Raw genomic sequence first — 21959 nt, 5'->3', positions numbered from 1 at the left:
ATGAATATAGAAACAATACCACATATAGAAGTTTTTACCGCTCAGGTTTGGGAAAAAGTAAATATCAATTTGTTAGCCAAGAGTTTAGCCGAATTAATGCACGAAGATGTTGCTAAGCCAGAGATTACAGGAAGTAAAAAAGAGGGTATTACCCATTTTAAACTAACAACTGATCTTCCGGAGGTTCACTATACTTTTTCGGCTTATCCAAGACTTTTAGAATATTGGCATATTGAAAAAGAAAGTATCCAAAGATGGGAAAATAACACAGTCTCGCCTGCCACAGATGTTCTTTGTTTTTTTATGGAATTACAAAAAACCTTTGGCATTGACTCTTTTACATTGGCAAAATATACCGAAGAACTTCTCAACACTTTATATGCTGATGCACATTTGTACACCAGAGAAAAGCTGACTGCTTCTGAACTTACAAAAGCCGATTATCAGACTATTGAGCATCAAATGGAGGGGCATCCGTGGGTAATTGCAAATAAAGGACGCGTTGGTTTCAACAATAGTGATTATCACAATTATGCTCCCGAAGCCAATAAGAATACGGATTTATACTGGCTGGCGGCCCATAAAAAAAGAGCTGCATTTAATGCCTTGGAAACGATCAATTTTAATGATTTTTATACCGAAGAATTAGGCGTCGAAGTTTATAACAAATTTCAGGAAAAGCTTCGCCAGATGAAACTTATCGTTGAAGATTACGTTTTTATTCCCGTACATCCCTGGCAGTTGAACAATAAGATTTTACTGCAATTTCATCAGGATCTGGCTAACCAATATTTAGTTATTTTGGGCAAAAGTGACGATGTATATTCGCCTCAGCAAAGTATCCGAACTTTCTTTAATTTAAGTTATCCTTCCAAACATTATGTAAAAACGGCGATATCTATTTTGAGCACAGGAAATATTCGCGGTTTATCTCCAAAACAAATGGATATTGCGCCAAGAGTTACAAAATGGGTCAAAGAAATGCTCGATAAAGATCCTTATTTTCAGGAGAAAGAGGTCGTGTTGTTAGGCGAAGTAGCTACGGTTTCTTATCGTCATCCGCAGTACAATTCAATACCTGACAGTCCGTATCATTATCGAGAAATGTTAGGTGCATTATGGAGGGAAAGTGCCGAGAAATATCGCAAACCTGACGAAAACCTAATGACAATGGCGTCTTTATTATACATCGATGATAGCGGCCGTCCTTTTCTGCAGGAACTGATAAACGTTTCCGGACTTAGCACTCAAAGCTGGCTCGAGCAATATTTAGAAGTCTACTTAAAACCTTTGCTGCACATTTACTATCAGCATTCTTTATGTGTAACACCTCATGGCGAGAATATTATTTTAGTCATGAAAAATGGGATACCGCAGCGTATTATCATAAAAGATTTCGTTGATGATATTGTTTTAACAGAAGAAGCCAAAGTAAAATTACCGGCTGAACTTAAAGATGGTCTTATCCAATCATCGAATAAAGAGAATACGCCTTTATTTATTTTAATAGGTGTTTTTGATGCCTTTTTTAGATACCTGTCTGATATCTTACATACTTATATGGACTATGATGAACATCTCTTTTGGAAAACCGTAACAGGTTCAATTGAAGAATATCAGCAGAGTAACCCACATCTGATAGATCGATTTGAAAAGTACAATCTTTTTGAGCCGGAATTTAAACGATTTTATATCAACAGTTTAAAACTGCTTAATAATGGATATGCAGAACAAACCGGTTTTGCCGTGCCGAAAAAAGGGAGTAAACTTCCTAATCCGTTATATGTAATTAAGCAATATGAAATGACGGAGTTTACAGAGATTAGCCAAACAATACAGCATCAATCATGAAGGCAGCTGCATTACGACTTCAATCCTATACTGATTTGTTTCTCACTGCGGTATTAGGCCGGGAGAAAAAGTTTACTTCAGGCAGTATTAATAGGGCAATTGTATTGCTTGCCGTTCCTATGGTTTTAGAGCTGGTAATGGAATCTGTTTTTGTTTGTGCCAGTTTATTTTTTGTGAGTAAACTTGGCGCGGCGGCAGTTTCTATTGTTGGTTCTACAGAATCTGTTATCAGCTTTTCTTATTCTGTTTCTATTGGTTTAAGCATTGCAGCTTCGACTTTAATTGCGCGGCGCGTTGGCGAACAGAACTTTAAGGAAGCAAGCGTTACAGCGGGGCAGGTAATAAACATAAGCGTTATTTGCGGTGTTGTAATAAGCTTAATATGTTTTATATGGAGTGATGAAATATTGAGTCTCGTAGGACTTTCTCCAGAAATGATAAAACAAGGCAGTTTGTATGCAAAAGTAATGTTTGCCAGCTGTGGCTTTATTATTATCCGTATTGCGCTAAATGGTATTTTTCGAGGTGCCGGTTATGCTTCTATGGCAATGCGCACACTTTGGCTGTCTAATATATTAAACATACTTCTGTGTCCGCTGCTTATTTTTGGATGGGGTCCTGTTCCTGCATACGGACTTTTGGGAGTTGGTATAGCTACAGCTGCGGCCCGTTTTATAGGACTCAGCTATCAGGCATTTCATTTGATTAAAGGAACAACCATTATTCAAATTGGAAAACAGCAGCTGGCGCTTCATCGTGAAATATTTAATAAAGTACTGAGACTTGCTTTTGGAGGCATGCTGCAGTATTTAATTCCTGCATCGAGCTGGCTGTTTATGATAAAAATTGTTTCTCATTTTGGAGGCAATGCACTGGCAGGCTATATAATAGCACAGCGAGTTGCTTCAATAGCCACTACTCCCGCTTGGGGTATTGGCAATGCCGCAGGAATTTTAACCGGACAAAATTTAGGTGCCCAAAAGCCCGATAGAGCTGAAAAATCAGTTTGGAGAGCAGGCATGATCAATATGTGCTTTTTGATTTCGGTAGCAATAGTATGGATTTTTATAGCAGATCCGGTTGTCAGAATCTTTTCTGACGTGCCCGAAGTAGTAGATAACAGCACAACTTACATTCATATTATTTCCATCGCCTATGTACTATTAGGATACACCATGGTCATTTCCAGAGCACTTAATGCTGCCGGAAAAGTAATGATTGTGACCATGCTGTACATCCTCATGTTTTACGTGATACAAATACCGCTTTCCTATGTTTTTGGAGTAGCATTAGGTTTTGGTCCAAAAGGCATTTTTGCAGCCATATTAATTTCAGAGCTGGTGCTGGCTTTTGGCTGTATTGCCATATTCAGAACAGGAAAATGGAAGTTAACTAAAGTTTAAAAATAACAAAATATAAACAAATTAAAACAAGATTATTATGAGCACAACACAAGAATTACATCAAGTATTTGCAACTGCGTTTGAAATACCTGTAGAATCAATTACAGCCGATTTAGAATATCAGGGCATTGTAGAATGGGATTCTATGAGTCATTTGCTTTTGGTTGATGAACTGGAGAAATTTTATAATGTTTCAATTCCTATGGAAGATATTCTGGAAATGGGAAGCGTTGATAAAATAAAAGCAATATTGAAGAAAAACGGTATTGAAATCCAATAATTCAAAAGAAGAAACTATGGAACTTTATGATTTAATTAAAAAAAATAAAAAATTAAATTTTATAGATGTAAAAACCAAAGTTGTTAAAACGTTTAACGAATTACATGAATCTTTAGATATTGAAGATTTGCGTGCAGTTGTTTTCATTTATAATGACAATCAGCTGCCGGCAATTGAAGCGTTTTTGAATTTTTATCAAAAAAAGTATACAGTAGCATTGCTTAACGCGGGTTTACATCCTGCGTTTAAGCAAAATCTTGAAAATGAATACAAACCTGCTTATATCTTCGATCCGTCAAGGACAGTGATTGAGGATTATGATTTAAAACAGGTGTCTGCAGCTATTTCAGTCTTTAAAAGAAAAGAAATTCGCCTATCTCCTATTCATGGCAATATTAAACTTTTAATGAGTACTTCAGGAACTACCGGATCACCTAAATTTGTTAAGATTTCAGATCACAATCTGGTTCAGAATGCCTTATCTATCATGGAGTACATGCCAATAACGGAACACGATGTTGTTCCGTTAAATGTACCTATTAATTTTGTGTATGGCTTTTCAATTTTTACAACAAATTGCATAAAAGCAGATACAATTGTATGCACGGACAGAGATGTACTTCAAAAAGAATTTTGGTCGGATCTTACCGAGTATGGTTTTTCTACACTGAGCGGCGTTCCTTATTTTTATGAGTTGCTGCATCGTTTTGGTTTCTTCAAAAAAGACACACCTTCCGTACGTTATTTTACCCACACAGGAGGAATGCTGAATAAAGAACTGGCAAACGTTATTTCAGACTACACTCAAATTTATGGTAAACAGTTTTTTGCACAATACGGACAAACCGAAGCCAGCGGCAGAATGGCTTTTTTACCGCCAAAAGATTTCCAAACTAAAGGAACGTCTATAGGCTTTCCTGTAAAAAATGGAAGGTTTGAAATTGATGAAAATACAAGAGAACTTATTTATTACGGGCCTAATGTTTCCGGAGGTTATGCTAATAATATCTTTGATCTGCAGCATTATGAGCACACTGATAAACTGTATACAGGTGATTTAGCAGAAAAAGATGAATTTGGTTATTATCATATTAAGGGACGCATTAAACGCATTATAAAATTATTTGGAGTTCGTTTAAATCTTGATGAAGTTGAGATTTTACTAAAAAATGAACTAGGAGGCCAAACCTTCATTTGTATAAGTGTTCAGGACAAATATCTCGGAGTCATACATCAGGATCCATCTTTACTGCGTGAAACCATAACACAGGTAATAAAGGAAAAACTAGGATTACATGCCAGTTCAGTAAAAAACTATTATTTCGATCAAGTGCCTTTAACTGTTAACGGTAAAGTAGATTATCCTGCTATCAACAGAAATATCAACGAAAACGAAAATTCATTTGCAGCTGCAAAAACAGTTATTGGGTAATTTCTAATATTTAAAATAATTAGGTAATATAAACCTAAAAAAAACAAAACTATGGAACAGCAAAGTAAAAGAATTGCAGCACTGGATCTAATAAAAGGAATGAGTGTTATTGGAATGATAATCATACATACACTGCTGACATTTGCAGATGTTAAATCGCAGTCGGAAACCTTTATTGGCAGTTTTATTGTCTTTCTAGGCAGAGGAACTTCTATTTTTCTAATCTGTATGGGAATAACATTTATGACCTCTCGTCATCAAAGCCTCAAAAGTTCTATAACACGCGGCGGACTACTTTTAACGGCTGCACTTTTAATGAATTTTTTAAAGTTCATTTTTCCTGTAATTTTTGGTTTTGCGCCAGATAATTTTATACAAAGATACGGATGGCACGGTCCAATAGAGCAGCAATATATGTATTTGATGTTATTGGGCGATATACTTCAATTAGCAGGAATGTCATTGCTTTTTATTGGTTTTATTAGAAAATATGTAACGAATAAATATGGAATCTTAGCCATTGGCCTCTTAATAGCATTAGTTTCCAGAGAAGTCAGCGGGATCAATTTGAATTATCCTGTAGTTAATTATGTGTTAGATCTTCTTTTCAGTAATGATTTTCCGGCATACGTTTATTTTCCTGTTTTTCCTTGGATGTCATTTATTATAATAGGAATGTTTTTTGGCAAATGGTATCAGGAACTCAATTATAACAGACCGCAATTGTTTAAAAACATGTTATATACTGGTTTGTTGTTTCTTGCCCTGGGTGCGCCTTTGGTTTTTATTTACGGAACTTACAATTACAATGGTTTTTACCATATGGGTCCGGGCGGTGTTATTTATTTCGCAGGCTGGACATTAATTTTTCTATGGATTATTTTTAAAATATCCATAAATGTAAAAGAAAATAAATTTACAAAATTATTAAAATATTGCAGTAAAAACCTAACCACAATGTATATGACACAATGGATTCTGATTTCCTGGGGTAAAGGCATTTTTGGTTTTAGACAGAACGGAATAACAACTGTACTGGCACTTATAGGACTTTATATTATATTGACATTTTCGGTTCAGATTCTGTTCGATTTTTTGAGAAAAAAGAACCAAAAGCCAAAAATTATAGAAGCCCTGGATTAAATTTTAATATATTTTATTTAACCATTTGGATATTATTAATAGATAATTTCATACTTTTGAACCTTTATTCATTCTAAATAAGAATAGTATATAATTCTAAGTATATTTCATGAAGCTCAAAATAGTATTGCTCTTAATATTCTCGTCGACATTTTTAGCGGCACAAAACACAATCTCTGGTAAAGTGAATGATGAATACGGAAATCCCTTAACCGGAGTTAATATTCAGCTTTTAGGTACAATAATAAATGCAGAAACAAATTCGAATGGATTTTATCAGATAGATAATCTGCAAAATGGCAGTTATACAATTGAAATAAGTTTAAATGGGTATATTTCAAAGAAGCATTCAATAGTTTTAGAAAATTCACTCAATACTCCGGTTACTATAACTTTAGATAAAGTGGAAAAAACATCAAAAGAAGCAGAGAAATTAAATGATGTAGTTGTAAAAAGCCTATCTGAAAAAAAGAAAAAGGAGGAAACAGCACAAGCCGTTTCTGTAATAGAAATGAAGGAAGCCAAGTTTAAAACTGCAGATTTGGGTGAAGTGCTTGCCCAAACTCAAGGTATAAGTGTTAGACGCAGCGGCGGTTTGGGTTCAAGAACAAATTTCTCTATGAATGGACTGACAGGAAATCAAATTCGGTTTTTCTTAGAAGGAATTCCCTTGGAATATCACGGTTATACTTTTGGAATCTCAACAGTTCCTGTAAATTTAATTGATCGTGTTGAAGTCTATAAAGGAGTGGTTCCTATAGAATTTGGAGCAGATGCTCTTGGTGGTGCTGTAAATTTAATCACCCCAAAAATAAAGACGGGTTTCAGCGGCTCTTTTTCTGCTCAGGCAGGATCTTTCGGAACCTACAGAACATCTTTAATTCTTAACAATTACAATCAGGAGACTGGTTTTTTTATAAAAGGAAGCGGATTTTACGATACCTCTCAAAACAACTATAAAGTAGATGTAGATGTTGCAGATGATGCCGGTAAGATTAAAAAAGTAACAGTACCTAGATTTCATGATGCATACAAAGGCTACGGTTTACAATTAGTAACAGGTCTAAAAGACAGAACCTGGGCAAAGGAATTGAGCATCGAAGGATTTTATACAGATTATACAAAAGAAATTCAGCACAATCAATTAATGGTTGGAGTTCCCTACGGAGAAGTTATGACCTATCGAAAATCGGCTGGATCTGTCCTTACCTATCGCAATGATTTTGGTGAAAATTTTGTATTGGATTTTATTTCCGGATACAATTACCGCGAACGTCAATTTACAGATGTATCTGATTATGTCTATAATTGGTATGGTGAGCGTATTGATGGTTCTGCAGGAAATGTAAGCGGAGAAATTTCAGAATCTACAGGCCCAAGTGATACCTATACATGGAATAATGATGTTTTTTCACGTCTGAAAGCTTCATGGAAAATCAATAATCAATATGCCCTGAGTTTTACTTCAGCACCAACCTACTCAAAACAAACCGGAGACGACAGACTTATTAATGGCTACGATCCGGCCAGTGCCGTAAGAGATTTGTTTACATGGGTAAACGGTGCAGACCTTAAAATAAATGCCTTTAATGAACGATTAGAAGATGTTTTTTTTGTTAAAAATTATTTCCAAAAAATAAATTCAGAAGAAAAAATACCTTCTAACAATACCGTAGTGAAAGAAGACAGAAGTGTGAACTATTTTGGTTTTGGAAATGGATTTCGTTATAAATTCAACGAACAATTTTCTACAAGGCTAACTTATGAATACGCTACACGTTTACCTCAAACAGACGAGTTGTTTGGAGACGGCCAATTCATACAAGGCAATATAAATTTAAAACCAGAACGCAGTCATAACGTCAATTTTGAGTTATTTTTCAAGTCCAAAGCAAATTATGAAACAAGCAATTGGCAAGTACAAACCAATGTTTTTTTAAGAAAGATAGACAATCAAATCTTGTTTGTACCCAGTGTAGATCGCAATAATATTTATCAGAATGTATTTGCCGCCACTTCTAAAGGAATTGAAGTTTCCGGAAGCTGGACTTCTAAAAATGATAAACTTTCATTTCACGCAAACAGCACTTACCAGCACTTTTATAATGACTCAAACGAAGGAATATTTGCTGCTTATAAAGGAGACAGAGTTCCAAATCAGCCTTATTTTTTTGCTAATGGAGGTGCAAATTATTCTTTTCACAACATAATTGGCAAATCAGATAAACTATCTCTTTTTCTTGATGCAAGATATGTATATGAATTTTTTAGAAGCTGGGAAAGTGCGTCTGTAAATCCTTTTGTCATTCCAAGCCAGCAGACTTTTGATTTTGGCACAACCTATCATAATAGTATAAATGGGGCTAAATATGCCATTACAGCAGAAATACAAAACCTAAGCAATGAAAAAAATTATGACTTTTTTGGCGTACAAAAGCCGGGAAGATCATTTAATATCAAATTAGTAACTCAATTTTAACTCTAATTATATAAACCAACAAATATGAAAACAAATCGATTTTTTATAAAACATGCTGCATTAGCAATAATGTGTTCAATATTCGCATTAACATCCTGCAGCTCAGATGATCCTAAAACAGATGAAGGTCAAGGTGATAATCCTGCAGTTATTGCATCAGTTCGTGTAAATACTCCTGGAGGCAGGGTTTTTTATTTAGGTGCATACGATAAATTCCCTTCAACTCTTGATTATAAAACAATGACAGAGATAGGTCCGGGCGCTACAATATATTCCTATGGTGAACATCCTTATGTTTGGAATGGTACAGCTTCAACCTTAACCAAATATAATGTAAGTAATGACATGAAAATTTCGGCTTCGGATGCTTTAAGTCTTGCAGGTACAGGTGTGAGCGGTACTTTTGGACCTCCAGCCTTTGTCTCTGAAACAGAAGCTTATTTTTTCGCCTTAAATGATGGAAAAATAATTAAGTTCAATCCAACAACTATGGCTATAACAGAAACTATAGCAGTTACTCCATTACCTTTAAGTAATGATGCTGCCGTTAAGACATCTACTTATATGAGTTATGTTACTTCTGCAAAAAAAATCATTTTACCAGTAGCCGCAACTCCTACTGATTATAATAAGTTTCCACAATATGCTCAAATTGCAGTTTTTGATATCGCATCAAAAGTGGTTTCTTATGTTAAAGATTCTCGTATGTCAATGGGGTATGATACATTTGCCAAAGGAAATGACGGTACTTTGTACTACAGACCTTCGCGCGCTACCTCTCTTTCATTAGATTACAGTACAGTAACGGGCGCTCCTCCAGCTGGCGGACTGTTAAAGGTAAATCCTAACGGAACATTTGATTCTAACTTTTTTGTAGACTTAAAAGGACCTCTAAATGCTCATTCAGTAAATGTTGTAGCTTACGTTCACGGAGACAAAGCCCTTGCTCAATATCTGGACAATACATTTACACCGCCGGCAAAACCTGCTGATTGGTACAATGCTCCTACAAAATTTGCACTTGTCGATTTAAAAACATTAAAAGTTGAACCATTTACTTCTTTTGAAAAATACGGTACAGTTTATACGGTTGGTACAATTGATGGTGTAGAATATTATGGTAATATCACTGCTCCTGATGGTAAATTCAGCCTATTGAAGCAAAAAGGAGCTGCAGAATTTGAAGCCGTTTCTGAAGCGATTGGCGGTAGTTTAATATTTGTTGGAAAACTAAGATAGTGAATAACTTATTTTTATAATCTAATCTTCTAGATATAAGATTAGGAATTTGATTATTACAAGTTTAAAAGAAGAATCTGTTCGAAAGAGCAGATTTTTCTTTTTTAACGCAGATTGATTCTAATTTATAGTCCAAAACATTTTTTTTTATCAATTTCGATAAAAAAGCCCTATCTTAGAAAATGAGAAAAAGCCCATTTTGCTGGGATTTTGGCCAAATATTAATTCTAAATTAGAAAAATGAAACAATTACTTCAATGGACTATTATTATTCCGGCATTATCCTGGATTCTTTTCTTCAGCGGACTTATAGAGGGCAGCAGTATTTTTCAAATCATTGCCAGTATACTACTTATTTTAAGCGTTATGTCGGCTGTACATCATTCCGAAATAATTGCAGAAAGAGTAGGAGAACCTTATGGAACTATAATTTTAGCCGTATCAATAACCGTAATCGAAGTTTCGATAATTATATCCTTAATGATGTCTGATGGTCCGGAAGCAGTTTCACTGGCCAGAGATACTGTATACGCGGCAACAATGCTTATTCTTAACGGAATTATTGGCCTCTGTCTTTTAATTGGAGGACTAAAACATTATGAGCAAAATTTTTCTGCTTCTTCCGTAACCATTGGTTTAGTTTCACTTATTTCAATTATAGTATTTACGCTCGTATTTCCAACTTTTACAGAAAGTGTATCAGGATCATATTATTCAGAACCACAGCTTGTTTTTGCTTCCATTGCCTGTATTATTATTTATTTTTCTTTTCTATTTGCGCAGACTACACGATACCGACAATATTTCCTGACTGACGGTGAGGATGAAAATGACGATACAGCTAATCGAATAACAATTAATAATAAAACATTTTATACCAGTCTGGTCTTTCTCATTGTCAGTTTGGGCATTGTGGTACTCCTAGCCAAAACACTCTCGCCTACTATTGAAACCATTATTGTGAGTTACAGACTTCCAAAAAGTCTGGTTGGAGTTATAATTGCTATTATTATCCTGCTCCCTGAAGCAGTTGCGGCCATTATAGCAGCAAGAAAAAACAGACTGCAGACCAGTATAAATTTAGCCTTAGGTTCGGCTTTGGCAAGTATTGGATTAACTATTCCCAGTGTTGCAGCGGTCTGCATTATAATGGATATGCCAATTATATTAGGACTGGATATTAAATCTATTGTTTTATTAGCATTATCTGTATTTACTGTAATGTTGTCGCTCAGTAAAGGAAAATCGAATATCGTGTATGGAGTTGTTCTTCTGGTTAACTTATTTGCGTTTATTTTCCTGATGATATATCCTTAGTCTTTTATTTAAATTAAAATATGCTGTGAGTTCTACTTGCTTATATTACAAAAAATAAGAAATCCATTTTTATTCTTGCAGCATCAAAACCTCAATCATATACTTTAAAAGAACAAATTTTAAGGTTTGCTCATTGATGTGTTTAGTGCGTTGACGATGCCTTATATTTCAACATATTTTTAGCAGAATGAAATAGCAAATTCTGCTTTTGAAACATTGATTAATCCTCAAGAAAAGTGTTTCATCAATTTTATTTTTAATCTTTAAATTAAAGATTACAACTCTCCTTTTCTGTTAAAAACAGCAAATCTTTTTATTTATTTTATTCACAAATATTGCAAATGCATCATTTGTAATACATAATGCATCAAATTTACTATTTAAATTATCGCTGTAAAACTAAATTTACACTCTTAAATACTATCGAATTCACACAAATGGATCATCAAAATTATAGTATTAATAAAAAAAATCTAAACCCAACTAATACCAAAATCTTTACTATAAAAACAAAAACCACATAATGAAAAAACAAATTAAAAATTTTGCCTTTCTACTATTAGTCATTTGTATGAACGGATACGCACAAACCAAAAAACATATGGATACCAAAAAACCAATTGAAGACCGTATTTCACTTTTGATGAAAGAAATGACATTAGAAGAAAAGGTGGGCCAAATGAATCAGTATAATGGTTCATGGGATGTTACAGGACCAAAACCAGAATCTGGGTCTAATGAAGAAAAATACAATAATATAAAAAAGGGATGGGTAGGTTCTATGCTTACCGTTCGCGGCGTTAAAGAAGTAAGAGCAGTACAAAAAATTGCTGTTGAAGAAACCCGCCTTGGAATTCCGCTTATTTTTGGTTTTGATGTCATTCATGGTTACAAAACCCTCAGTCCCATTCCGTTGGCAGAAGCCGCAAGCTGGGATTTAGAAGCCATTAAAAATTCGGCTCGTGTGGCAGCTCTTGAAGCTTCAGCATCAGGCTTAAACTGGACTTTTGCGCCAAATGTAGATGTAGCCAATGATGCACGATGGGGAAGAGTGATGGAAGGAGCTGGTGAAGATCCTTACTTAGGAAGTAAAATTGCTGCGGCAAGAGTAAAAGGTTTTCAGGGCGAAAAATTCGATAATACCTCAATTATAGCTTGCGCAAAGCATTTTGCCGCGTATGGTTTTGTAGAAGCAGGACGAGAATACAACAGCGTTGATATGAGTAATTCGAAGTTATACAATACGGTTTTACCGCCTTTTAAAGCAACAGTCGATGCAGGAATTCGCACTTTTATGAATTCATTTAACACCTTAAATGGTATTCCGGCAACAGGAAACGTCTTTTTGCAAAGAGATATTTTAAAAGGAGCCTGGGGATTTAAAGGTTTTGTAGTGTCTGACTGGGCTTCTATCGCCGAAATGATTACTCACGGCTACGCTGCTGATGCAGCCGATGCAGCTAAAAAAGCCGCCATTGCAGGTTCTGACATGGATATGGAATCGAATGTTTATGTGACAGAATTAGCTCAGTTAGTAAAAAAAGGATTGGTAAAAGAAACTGTGATTGATGATGCAGTTCGCAGAATTCTTCGAGTAAAATTTGAATTAGGTTTATTTGACGATCCTTATAAATATTGTGATGAAACTCGTGAAAAAGCAAACATCAGCAATAAGGCAAATAATGATGCCGTTCTGGACATGGCAAAAAAATCGATTGTTTTATTAAAAAATGATAAAAACCTTCTGCCTCTAAAAAAATCAGGAGCTAAAATTGCTTTAATCGGCGCTTTGGCAAATGACAAAAACAGCCCATTAGGAAGCTGGAGAATTGCTGCCGATGATAATACCGCAGTTTCAGTTCTTGAAGGAATGCAGCAATACAAAAACAATGCACTAGTTTATGAAAAAGGAACAGATGTCGCTGTAAACAAACAGCTATTTGTAGACGAAGTAAAAATTAATACAACCGATTTTTCTGGATTTGAAGCAGCAAAAAAAGCAGCAAAAGAGGCCGAAGTTGTGGTAATGGTTTTGGGCGAAATTGGTTTTCAAAGCGGCGAAGGGCGAAGCAGAACTGAATTGGGTTTACCTGGAAATCAACAGCAATTATTAGAGGAAGTTTACAAAGTAAATCCTAATATTGTTTTAGTATTAAATAACGGACGTCCTTTAGCATTGCCTTGGGCTGCACAGCATATCCCTGCTATTGTTGAAGCGTGGCAGTTAGGAACACAAACCGGAAATGCAGTTGCACAGGTTTTATACGGTGATTATAACCCAAGTGGTAAACTGACAATGTCTTTCCCTAGAAATGTAGGCCAATGCCCTATTTATTACAATTTATACAATACCGGAAGACCAACGGATAAAGATCAAAATGTATTTTGGTCGCATTATTCTGATGTTGAAAAAACACCTTTATATCCTTTCGGTTATGGATTAAGCTATACTTCTTTCGCTTATAAAAATTTAAAAATAGCAAAACCTTCTTTCCAAAAAGGAGAAAAAATCGAAGTTTCTGTTGATGTTACCAATACCGGAAATTTTGACGGAAAAGAAGTGGTTCAATTGTACCTAAATGATCCAGCTGCCTCTATAGTAAGACCCGTAAAAGAACTAAAAGGTTTTGAACTTATCGAATTAAAAAAAGGAGAAACCAAAACAATTCAGTTTACCTTGACAGATAAAGAACTAGGTTTTTATGACAACGAAGGCAAGTTTTTAGTAGAACCGGGCTTATTTAATGTTATGGTTGGATGGAATTCAAACGAAGGACTTACAAGCAAGTTTGAACTAAAATAAAACCTGAAATTTTAAAGGCAAAAATAAATTCTTTACAGAATAATCTATTTTTTAAATTCAATATCCTGAGTACGATAATTCCTTAATAGGTTATTAATCGGACTCAGGATTTTGGCAATAGGACAAATTTGAATAAAAAAAAATAAGTGTTCTGTTTAGTTTTATTAATATTGTTTTATATAAGCCTCTTAAAAAAGAATCTCTTCGCCAATTTTATTTTCAAACGAGCTGATAAATAATCCTGTTACAACTAAATGAAAAATACCACCTATATTCTTTTATGCTTCTTTAGCCTTATAAACTGCCTGTTTTCTCAAGGCAGATTTGACAGCTATCAATTTAGAAGCATACAGGAAACTACTTCAAAAAGAGCAGTTTCTTCTATCATTCAGGATAACAATGGTTTTATTTGGATAGGTACAAACGGCGCCGGTTTATACCGATACGACGGCGTAAATTATTTTGGATATAAATACGATAAAAAACCCGGATCAGTAAACAGTAACTTTATTTATGCCACTTTTATTGATTCTAAAAATAACCTTTGGGTAGGTACAGACGAAGGTTTGTGTTTATACAACAGAGATTTAGATAACTTCACCAAAATTAATATTGAAGATGTTATAGAAAAAGGATACAATGAGCCTATTACCGTAAAAACAATCATTGAAGATAATAACGGTAATTTATTTTTAGGCGCGTATGGTTTCGGATTATTCAAATTGAATACCAAGACTTTAAAAGTAACTTTAGTGCAGTCAAAGGTTCTGGACAAACCAAATTTTCTAATAAAATCTTCGGTAAAAAATAAGCAGGGAATTATTTATTTAGGAACCAGTTACGGTCTTTTAGAAATTGATTTAAACGGAAAAGTAAAACAAGTTTATAAGGATAAATTTAAAAGAGAACCTTTGCTCGACGACATAGAAAATCTTGTTATAGACAAATTTGGATATATCTGGCTGGGAACAACAGAAAACGGTCTGATAAAAATTAAACCGGAAACAGATAATTATCAATTTGAAAAATATGCAATTACCAAAAACAAAATCTTATCAATCGTACAAAGCAGTTTGGATTATATCGTGTGCGGTACCGAAAATGACGGATTACTGGTTGTAAATTATAAAGGGCAGGTACTTCGAAAATATCTGCACAGCAAATACAATAATTTCAGTTTAAAATCGAATTCGGTCTGGTCGTTATATGAAGACAAAGAAAAACGACTTTGGTTAGGCTATTTCAATAAAGGACTTGGTGTTTTTGACAAACCCAACAACAAATTCAATTCGCTGGAATCTCTTGCCAACAACGATAATTCTTTGCAGACCAGCTACGTAACATCTGTTATAAAAGATAAAAAAGGAAATTTATTAATAAGCAACGAAGGCGGCGGACTCGATATTTATAATCTTATTGACAAAAGTTACATTCACGTTAATCAAACAAATCAAAATTATTATTCCGGTTTAGATGCTATTGACATTCAGACGATATTTATAGACAGTAAACAAAATATCTGGATTGGAAGCTGGGACCGCGGTATTTACTTTTTAAAAAATGGCACTACCCGATTCGTAAATTACAATACAGCCAATACAACGGGATTAAAATCAAATCGGATTTTTAGTTTTGCGGAAGATTCTAAAGGCAGAATCTGGATTGGAACTTTCATCAAAGGACTTCATTATTTTGATAATAAAACCAGTACAGTTGTACATTGTGACTCTAAACCATTTACCGAAAATGCTTTAGATAATGCCTTTATTCGTAAAGTTTTTGTAGACTCAGATAATGTACTTTGGGTGGGAACAATTTTAGGATTGTATCAGGTAAATTTAAAAGACGAATCGAATTTTAAAGTGACAAAAATGCGCGATGCCATGTTCAGCGGCATCAATAAGCATAACAGTATTCAAACTATTTTATCCATTTATGAATCTAACGATAAAACAATATGGATAGGAACTGACGGTCAGGGATTATTTAGTTACAATAAAAAAAATAAGATATTTTCTAATTATGATGATTTTCCGGGTTTTAAGGAAAAGTCCGTTCGAGCTATAATTTCAGATAATAACGGTTCTTTATGGGTAAGCGGCGGATCTGGTTTAACAAAACTCGATTTTAAAAATAAAAAAAGTACCAATTTCAATAAAGATGATGGTCTTATTGATAACGATTTTAATAATAACGCTGTTTTTAAAGATGGAAATGGAGAGTTGTATTTTGGCGGTTATGAAGGTGTAAATTACTTTAATCCCAACGAAATCAAAAAAACCGAAAAAGCTCCGAGATTGTATTTCAGTGATTTTAAATTATTCAATCGATCAGTAAAACCAAATGAGGAAGGTTCACCGTTGACCAAAGTAATTTCTCAGACTAAAGAAATTACACTTAACTACACACAATCTGTTTTTACGATTGAATATGTGGGAATTAACTATAATTATTCTAAGAAAAATCAATACGCGTACTATCTTGAAGGTTTTGAAAAAGACTGGAATTATGCCGGAAATAACAGAACGGCAACCTATACAAATCTTGCGCCGGGCAATTATACTTTTAAAGTGAAATCTGCCAATGCCGATGGTTCCTGGAGCAATAACCAATTAGAATTAAAGATAAAAATCCTGCCGCCGTGGTGGAAAACAGTCTGGGCTTACTTAATATACACCGCTATTTTAATTTTTCTAATAAGATATTTCAATAAAATATATCAAAATCGTTTTAAAGCGAAACAAGCCATCATTTTAGAAAAAGAAAAAACGATTCAGTTAGAGAAATTAAACAATAAAAAATTACAGTTTTTCACGAATATCTCGCATGAATTCAGAACACCTTTAACGCTGATTATTAATCCGCTGGAAGACATTTTAAAGAGCAAAAAATTATCTCCGGAAATTCATAATAAATTAAAAATCGTACACAAAAGTTCTGACAGACTTTCCAGACTGATTAATGAGCTTATGGATTTTAATAAATTAGAGTTCAATAAAATTTCGCTTCAGGCAAAGAAAGTGGATGTCACAGCCTTTACAGAAGGAATTATTGGGTATTTTGATGAAGAAGCGGCAGCCAGAAACATAACCGTTAATTTTGAATCATCGCAGGATGAACTCGAAGACTGGCTCGATCCTAAAATGCTGGAAAAAATACTCTTTAACATTATTTCAAACGCATTCAAATTTACCCCGGATAATGGCTCTATAACTATTTTTATAAATACTTTAGAAACTGATAATTCGATGATAATTTATGGCGAAAAAGTTCCTACCTATTCAATAACCATTACAGATACAGGATCAGGAATTCGTAAAAAGGATTTGAACAGAATTTTTGATCGTTTTTATCAGGTTAATAATGTCAATAAAGATTATTACGGCAGTACAGGAATTGGTTTAGAAGTCGTAAAACAATTTATTGAGCTTCATAAAGGAAAAATTGAAGTGGAAAGTGAAGTTGGCCAAGGCACGAAATTTAAGGTAACATTTCCTTTGGGCAATTCTTTTTATAAGAAAAATGAAATCGTAGACGAAGTTTTTAAAATAGAAAAAAACAAAAATCAATTTTTATTTGAAGCCGCTAACAAACAAACAAGTGATGGTGATTTTACAACCGAAATCATTGACAATGCTGAAGAAGAAAAAGCAAAATCATATACGGTTTTGATTGTGGAGGACAATCCTGAATTGCGAAATTATTTAAAAGAAGAATTAAGCAAATCCTACAAGGTTATTACAGCTGAAAACGGTAAAAAAGGCTATGAGCTTGCGGTACAAAAATTACCGGATTTAATTATTACCGATGTTATTATGCCGGTTATGGACGGACTGCAATTGTGTAAAAACATAAAAGGAGATTTAAAAACAAGCCACATTCCGTTACTAATGCTGTCAGCAAAAGCAATGGTAAAAGACAGATTAGAAGGCATCGATTCTGGTGCAGATATGTATTTGAGCAAACCATTTGAACTTGATATTTTAAAATCCAGTCTGGCACAGCTTATTACAAGCAGACAGATTATGTTTAAGAAATTTTACAGCGGCATTACAAAACAAGGCAAAGAAAAAACAACATCGCTGGACAATGATTTCATTCAAAAAATCCTGCATTTCATCAATGAAAATATCAGCGAACCAGAATTGACTGTGGAACTATTATCTTCTAAAATATATTTGAGCAGAAGTCAGCTGTATCGAAAAATAAAAACCTTGACAGGCGTTTCTGTTAACGAATTTATTCGAAATGTGCGATTAGAAAAAGCAAAACAACTTATTGAGCAAGACAGCAACAATATTAATGAAATAAGTTATAAAGTTGGGTTTACTTCTCCCTCCTATTTTGCTAAATGTTATAAAGTTAAATACGGTCATTTACCCACTCAGGAAAAAAAGACAAAAGAATAAACTATACAAAAACAATTCAAAACCAATTAATTCAAAAAGACAAAAATGAATTAGCAAAGAGCTTCAGTATAAAACTGAAGCTCTTTTTTTGTCAGTCAATTTTTTCAAAAATGAAGGCTTTTAACTTCAAATAAAAATCAACATATCAAAAATATTCCTGTTCTTTTTTAAACAAACACTATTTTTTAAGTGAAAATTTTAGCAATACCTCAGCGCTTCTTTTCCTGCTAAGGGGGCTTATTTGGCTTATAATAGGGGCTCGGATGTTTTTTTTGCATCATCTGTTGCACAATATGCATCATCTGTTCTACAATACAACACCTCTACAATCTACTTTCGTTAAGAAATATTTAAGAAAAAAAATCTCTTGCCAAAACTCAAAATAATCAATCGGCAGAAGATCAAAATTTTAAATGTTTTCTAAAACTTAACGATTAACTAATTATTTCAATTAAACTAACAACCAAATTTTATGCAGAAAAGAACATTAAAAAAACTATTGTGTTTAATAGTATGTATGTGGGGAAATTTTTTCTACGCTCAAACTGTTAAAGGTAAAGTAACATCAGGCGGCGCCATTCTGCCGGGTGTAAGCGTAATAGTACAAGGAACAAAAAACGGAACGGTTACTGATTTTGACGGCAGCTTCGTTTTAAACAATGTAGAACCAAAAGCACTGCTTCTTTTTAGTTATGTAGGATATAAAAATTTATCAATCCCGGCAGATACAAAAGAAGTTATGCAGATTACAATGGTAAATGACCTTGAGAAATTAAATGAAGTAGTAGTTATCGGGTACGGAACTTCAAAACGAAAAGATATTAATGGTGCCGTTTCTTCTATCAAAGCTTCTGAAATTCAGGACAAACCTTTTACTTCTATCGATCAGGCGCTGGTAGGTAAAGCTGCGGGTGTAAATGTTACTCAAAATTCAGGAACGCCGGGAGGTGGAATTTCGGTGCAGATTAGAGGAATTACTTCTATTAATGGAAATGAACCTTTGTATGTAATAGATGGAACTCCGGTTTTTGCAGATAAAAACAATGATACGTTTTCTTTTAGTGCTTTAGGCGGAGGAAACGGACAAACAAAAAACTCAGCTTTGTCTGGTTTAAATATTTCAGATATTGAAACTATCGACATCTTAAAAGATGCATCAGCAACTGCAATTTATGGTGCAAATGGTGCAAACGGTGTGGTTTTGATTACGACAAAAAAAGGAAAAAAAGGAAAATCCAAATTTACATACGAAACCTATTTAGGAACTCAGGAAATAAGAAATACAGTTGATGTTTTAAACCTGCCTGAGTATGCCGCTTATCAGGCAAAAATTTTCAAATTAAATGGAGAGCCTGTTCCTTATCAATATCAAAAACCTAATTTATTAGGAAATGGAACCAACTGGCAGGATGAACTTTTTAGAACGGCTACAATGTACAACCATCAGCTTTCATTTTCCGGCGAAAAAGAAGGAACACGTTATTACACCTCGTTAAACTATTTTGATCAGGAAGGAATTGTTTTAAATTCAGATTTCAACAGATTATCTATGCGCTTAAATGTAGATTCTAATGTAAAATCATGGCTTAAAATTGGTAACAATCTATCAGTAAGTAAATCGTCTCAGCAGGTAGTAAGAAACGATGACCGAGGCGGATTAGTTATGAACGCTTTAAGACAATCTCCAGAATTACCGGTTAGAACTCCAGATGGTTCTTATGCTGGGCCGACAAGTGGTTTAGGATCATCCGCAAATGAGGCAACTAACCCAATCGCTTTGTCTGAATACAATAACTCGACTACCGAAAGATTTAAAATCAATGGAAATTTATTTGCTGATTTTACGCTGCTCAAAGGTTTGGTTTTTAGATCTGAATTAGGGTATGATTTAAATTTTGCAAAAAGCAGCACTTTTGCGCCTAAATATACTTTAGGAAATGTATCTGAACTTTTAAACAAATCATTTAAACAGCAGGATCAAAGTTATTATTGGAACATCAAAAATTATTTGACTTACAATAAAACAATCAACAAGAAACACAATTTTACTTTCTTATTGGGGCAGGAAGCACAGGAAAGCCGTTATGAATATTTAAGCGGTTATAGAACTGGTGAGTTTTTAAATAAAGATTTCACGAATTTAAATATTGGCGATATTGACACGGCAGTAAACGGAAATGGTTCTGGCAGATGGTCAATGACCTCTTATATTTCGAGGTTAAATTACAGTTTTTCAGACAGATATTCTTTCTCAGCTTCTTTAAGAGCAGATGCTTCATCCAACTTTGGACCTAATAATAAATGGGGTTATTTTCCATCCTTTTCTGGAGGCTGGACAGTGAGTAACGAAAAGTTCTTTGAGCCTTTATCAAACAGCATCAATTACTTAAAATTTAGAGCAGGTTACGGTACAGTAGGAAATCAAAATATTCCGGCAAACCGATACCAGACTATTCTATCATTGCTTTCTTCTCCTTTTGGAGGCGTATCGCCAACAATTGACAATTTAGGAAATCCTGATATTAAATGGGAATCTCTTAAATCTTTCAATACTGGTTTTGAATTGGCGATGCTTAACAATAGAGTGAAATTAGATTTTGACTATTATATTAAAAACTCATCCGATTTCCTGACCAAACAAATTAATGACGAATCGAATCAAAGTGCGCTTAATTATTACCTGAATACGGGTGAAATTGTAACCAAAGGAATCGAGCTTACGCTGAATACTCGAAATATTGCAAGCGAAAATTTTACTTGGGACACAACAATTATCTTTTCAAAATACAATAATGAACTGACCAGTTTTCAAGGCGAAGGAAAATCGTTATTAGGAAAAGTACAATTTGATCTATACAACGTTACCAGAACTACAGAAGGACAGCCGGTAGGACAATTTTATGGTTATGTTACCGATGGTTTATTTAAAAATGCTGCCGAATTAACTGCAGGACCAACTCAGGAAACAGGAACAGGAATTGGAGATATTCGTTTTAAGGATCTTAACGGCGATGGAAAAATTGACAGTAAAGACCAGACGGCTATTGGAGATGCTATTCCTGATTTTACGTACGCTGTTACCAATAATTTCAGATACAAGAACTTCAATCTTGGAGTGGTTTTAACAGGAAGCCAAGGCAGCCAGATCTACAACTTTACACGTCATTACATAGACGGAATTTATCCGGGATTTGGCGATAGGTTTGGAAACGTAAGTACTCAGGCAATGCACGCTTTTGAATCTGGAGTAAACGAAAATACAGATGTGCCGAGGATTACACTAAATGACCCAAATGGTAACGGAAGAATTTCGAATCGATTTGTTGAAGACGGTTCTTATTTAAGAATTCAAAATATTTCGTTGAGCTACGATTTACCAAGCAAAATATTCGATAACTCTTTTATCTCTAAAGTAAGATTGTATGTAAACGTTCAAAATTTATACACGTTTACAAAATATACTGGCTTTGACCCAGCACTTGGAAATTTAGATCAGAATATTACACTGAGCGGAATTGATTTAGGACGTTATCCTGTGCCAAGAACAACTTCTGTTGGAGTGAATTTAGAATTCTAAGATTGATAAAAACACACATTTAACTT

11 protein-coding genes are annotated in these 21959 nt (G+C 34.2%); all 11 read left to right on the top strand.

Translation table 11 applies throughout. From position 1 onward, the window contains the following. The 11 genes from L1276_RS24965 to L1276_RS24915 all read left to right on the top strand — a co-directional run bounded on the left by L1276_RS24965 (position 1) and on the right by L1276_RS24915 (position 21933). Positions 1–1851 carry an IucA/IucC family siderophore biosynthesis protein gene (locus L1276_RS24965; protein WP_253792594.1) on the top strand — a complete coding sequence of 617 codons (1851 nt, stop codon included), beginning with the start codon at positions 1–3 and terminating at the stop codon, positions 1849–1851. Continuing rightward, positions 1848–3254 carry an MATE family efflux transporter gene (locus tag L1276_RS24960; RefSeq protein WP_253792593.1) on the top strand — a complete coding sequence of 469 codons (1407 nt, stop codon included), beginning with the start codon at positions 1848–1850 and terminating at the stop codon, positions 3252–3254. Before L1276_RS24965 ends, L1276_RS24960 begins: the two co-directional genes overlap by 4 nt. Positions 3255–3291: 37 nt before the next feature. Continuing rightward, positions 3292–3534 carry an acyl carrier protein gene (locus L1276_RS24955; RefSeq protein WP_253792592.1) on the top strand — a complete coding sequence of 81 codons (243 nt, stop codon included), beginning with the start codon at positions 3292–3294 and terminating at the stop codon, positions 3532–3534. 16 nt (positions 3535–3550) lie between these two features. Continuing rightward, positions 3551–4966 carry an AMP-binding protein gene (locus L1276_RS24950; protein WP_253792591.1) on the top strand — a complete coding sequence of 472 codons (1416 nt, stop codon included), beginning with the start codon at positions 3551–3553 and terminating at the stop codon, positions 4964–4966. Positions 4967–5017: 51 nt separating this feature from the next. Further along, on the top strand, positions 5018–6109 hold the full coding sequence (locus L1276_RS24945) for a heparan-alpha-glucosaminide N-acetyltransferase domain-containing protein (RefSeq protein WP_253792590.1): 1092 nt from the start codon (positions 5018–5020) through the stop codon (positions 6107–6109). A 109-nt stretch (positions 6110–6218) separates the two neighbouring features. Then, positions 6219–8588, top strand: a complete 2370-nt coding sequence (locus L1276_RS24940) for a TonB-dependent receptor (RefSeq protein ID WP_253792589.1) — start codon at positions 6219–6221, stop codon at positions 8586–8588. Positions 8589–8612: 24 nt separating this feature from the next. Next, a complete protein-coding gene (locus L1276_RS24935; protein ID WP_253792588.1) occupies positions 8613–9827 on the top strand; it encodes a hypothetical protein in 1215 nt (404 codons plus the stop codon). A 240-nt stretch (positions 9828–10067) separates the two neighbouring features. After that, positions 10068–11144, top strand: a complete 1077-nt coding sequence (locus L1276_RS24930; RefSeq protein WP_253792587.1) for a calcium:proton antiporter — start codon at positions 10068–10070, stop codon at positions 11142–11144. A gap of 523 nt (positions 11145–11667) precedes the next feature. After that, positions 11668–13947 carry a beta-glucosidase BglX gene (bglX, locus tag L1276_RS24925; protein ID WP_253792586.1) on the top strand — a complete coding sequence of 760 codons (2280 nt, stop codon included), beginning with the start codon at positions 11668–11670 and terminating at the stop codon, positions 13945–13947. 254 nt (positions 13948–14201) lie between these two features. Beyond that, complete coding sequence (locus tag L1276_RS24920) at positions 14202–18356, top strand: two-component regulator propeller domain-containing protein (RefSeq protein WP_253792585.1); 4155 nt, start codon at positions 14202–14204, stop codon at positions 18354–18356. A 472-nt stretch (positions 18357–18828) separates the two neighbouring features. Next, a complete protein-coding gene (locus L1276_RS24915) occupies positions 18829–21933 on the top strand; it encodes a TonB-dependent receptor (RefSeq protein WP_253792584.1) in 3105 nt (1034 codons plus the stop codon). Positions 21934–21959: the final 26 nt, after the last annotated feature.

It is taken from the genome of Flavobacterium sp. HSC-32F16, assembly GCF_024171645.1.
In the GTDB taxonomy this organism is placed as follows: Bacteria; Bacteroidota; Bacteroidia; order Flavobacteriales; family Flavobacteriaceae; genus Flavobacterium.
Note: the sequence above shows the minus strand (reverse complement) of the source record. Positions and strands in the feature narration are given on the sequence as shown.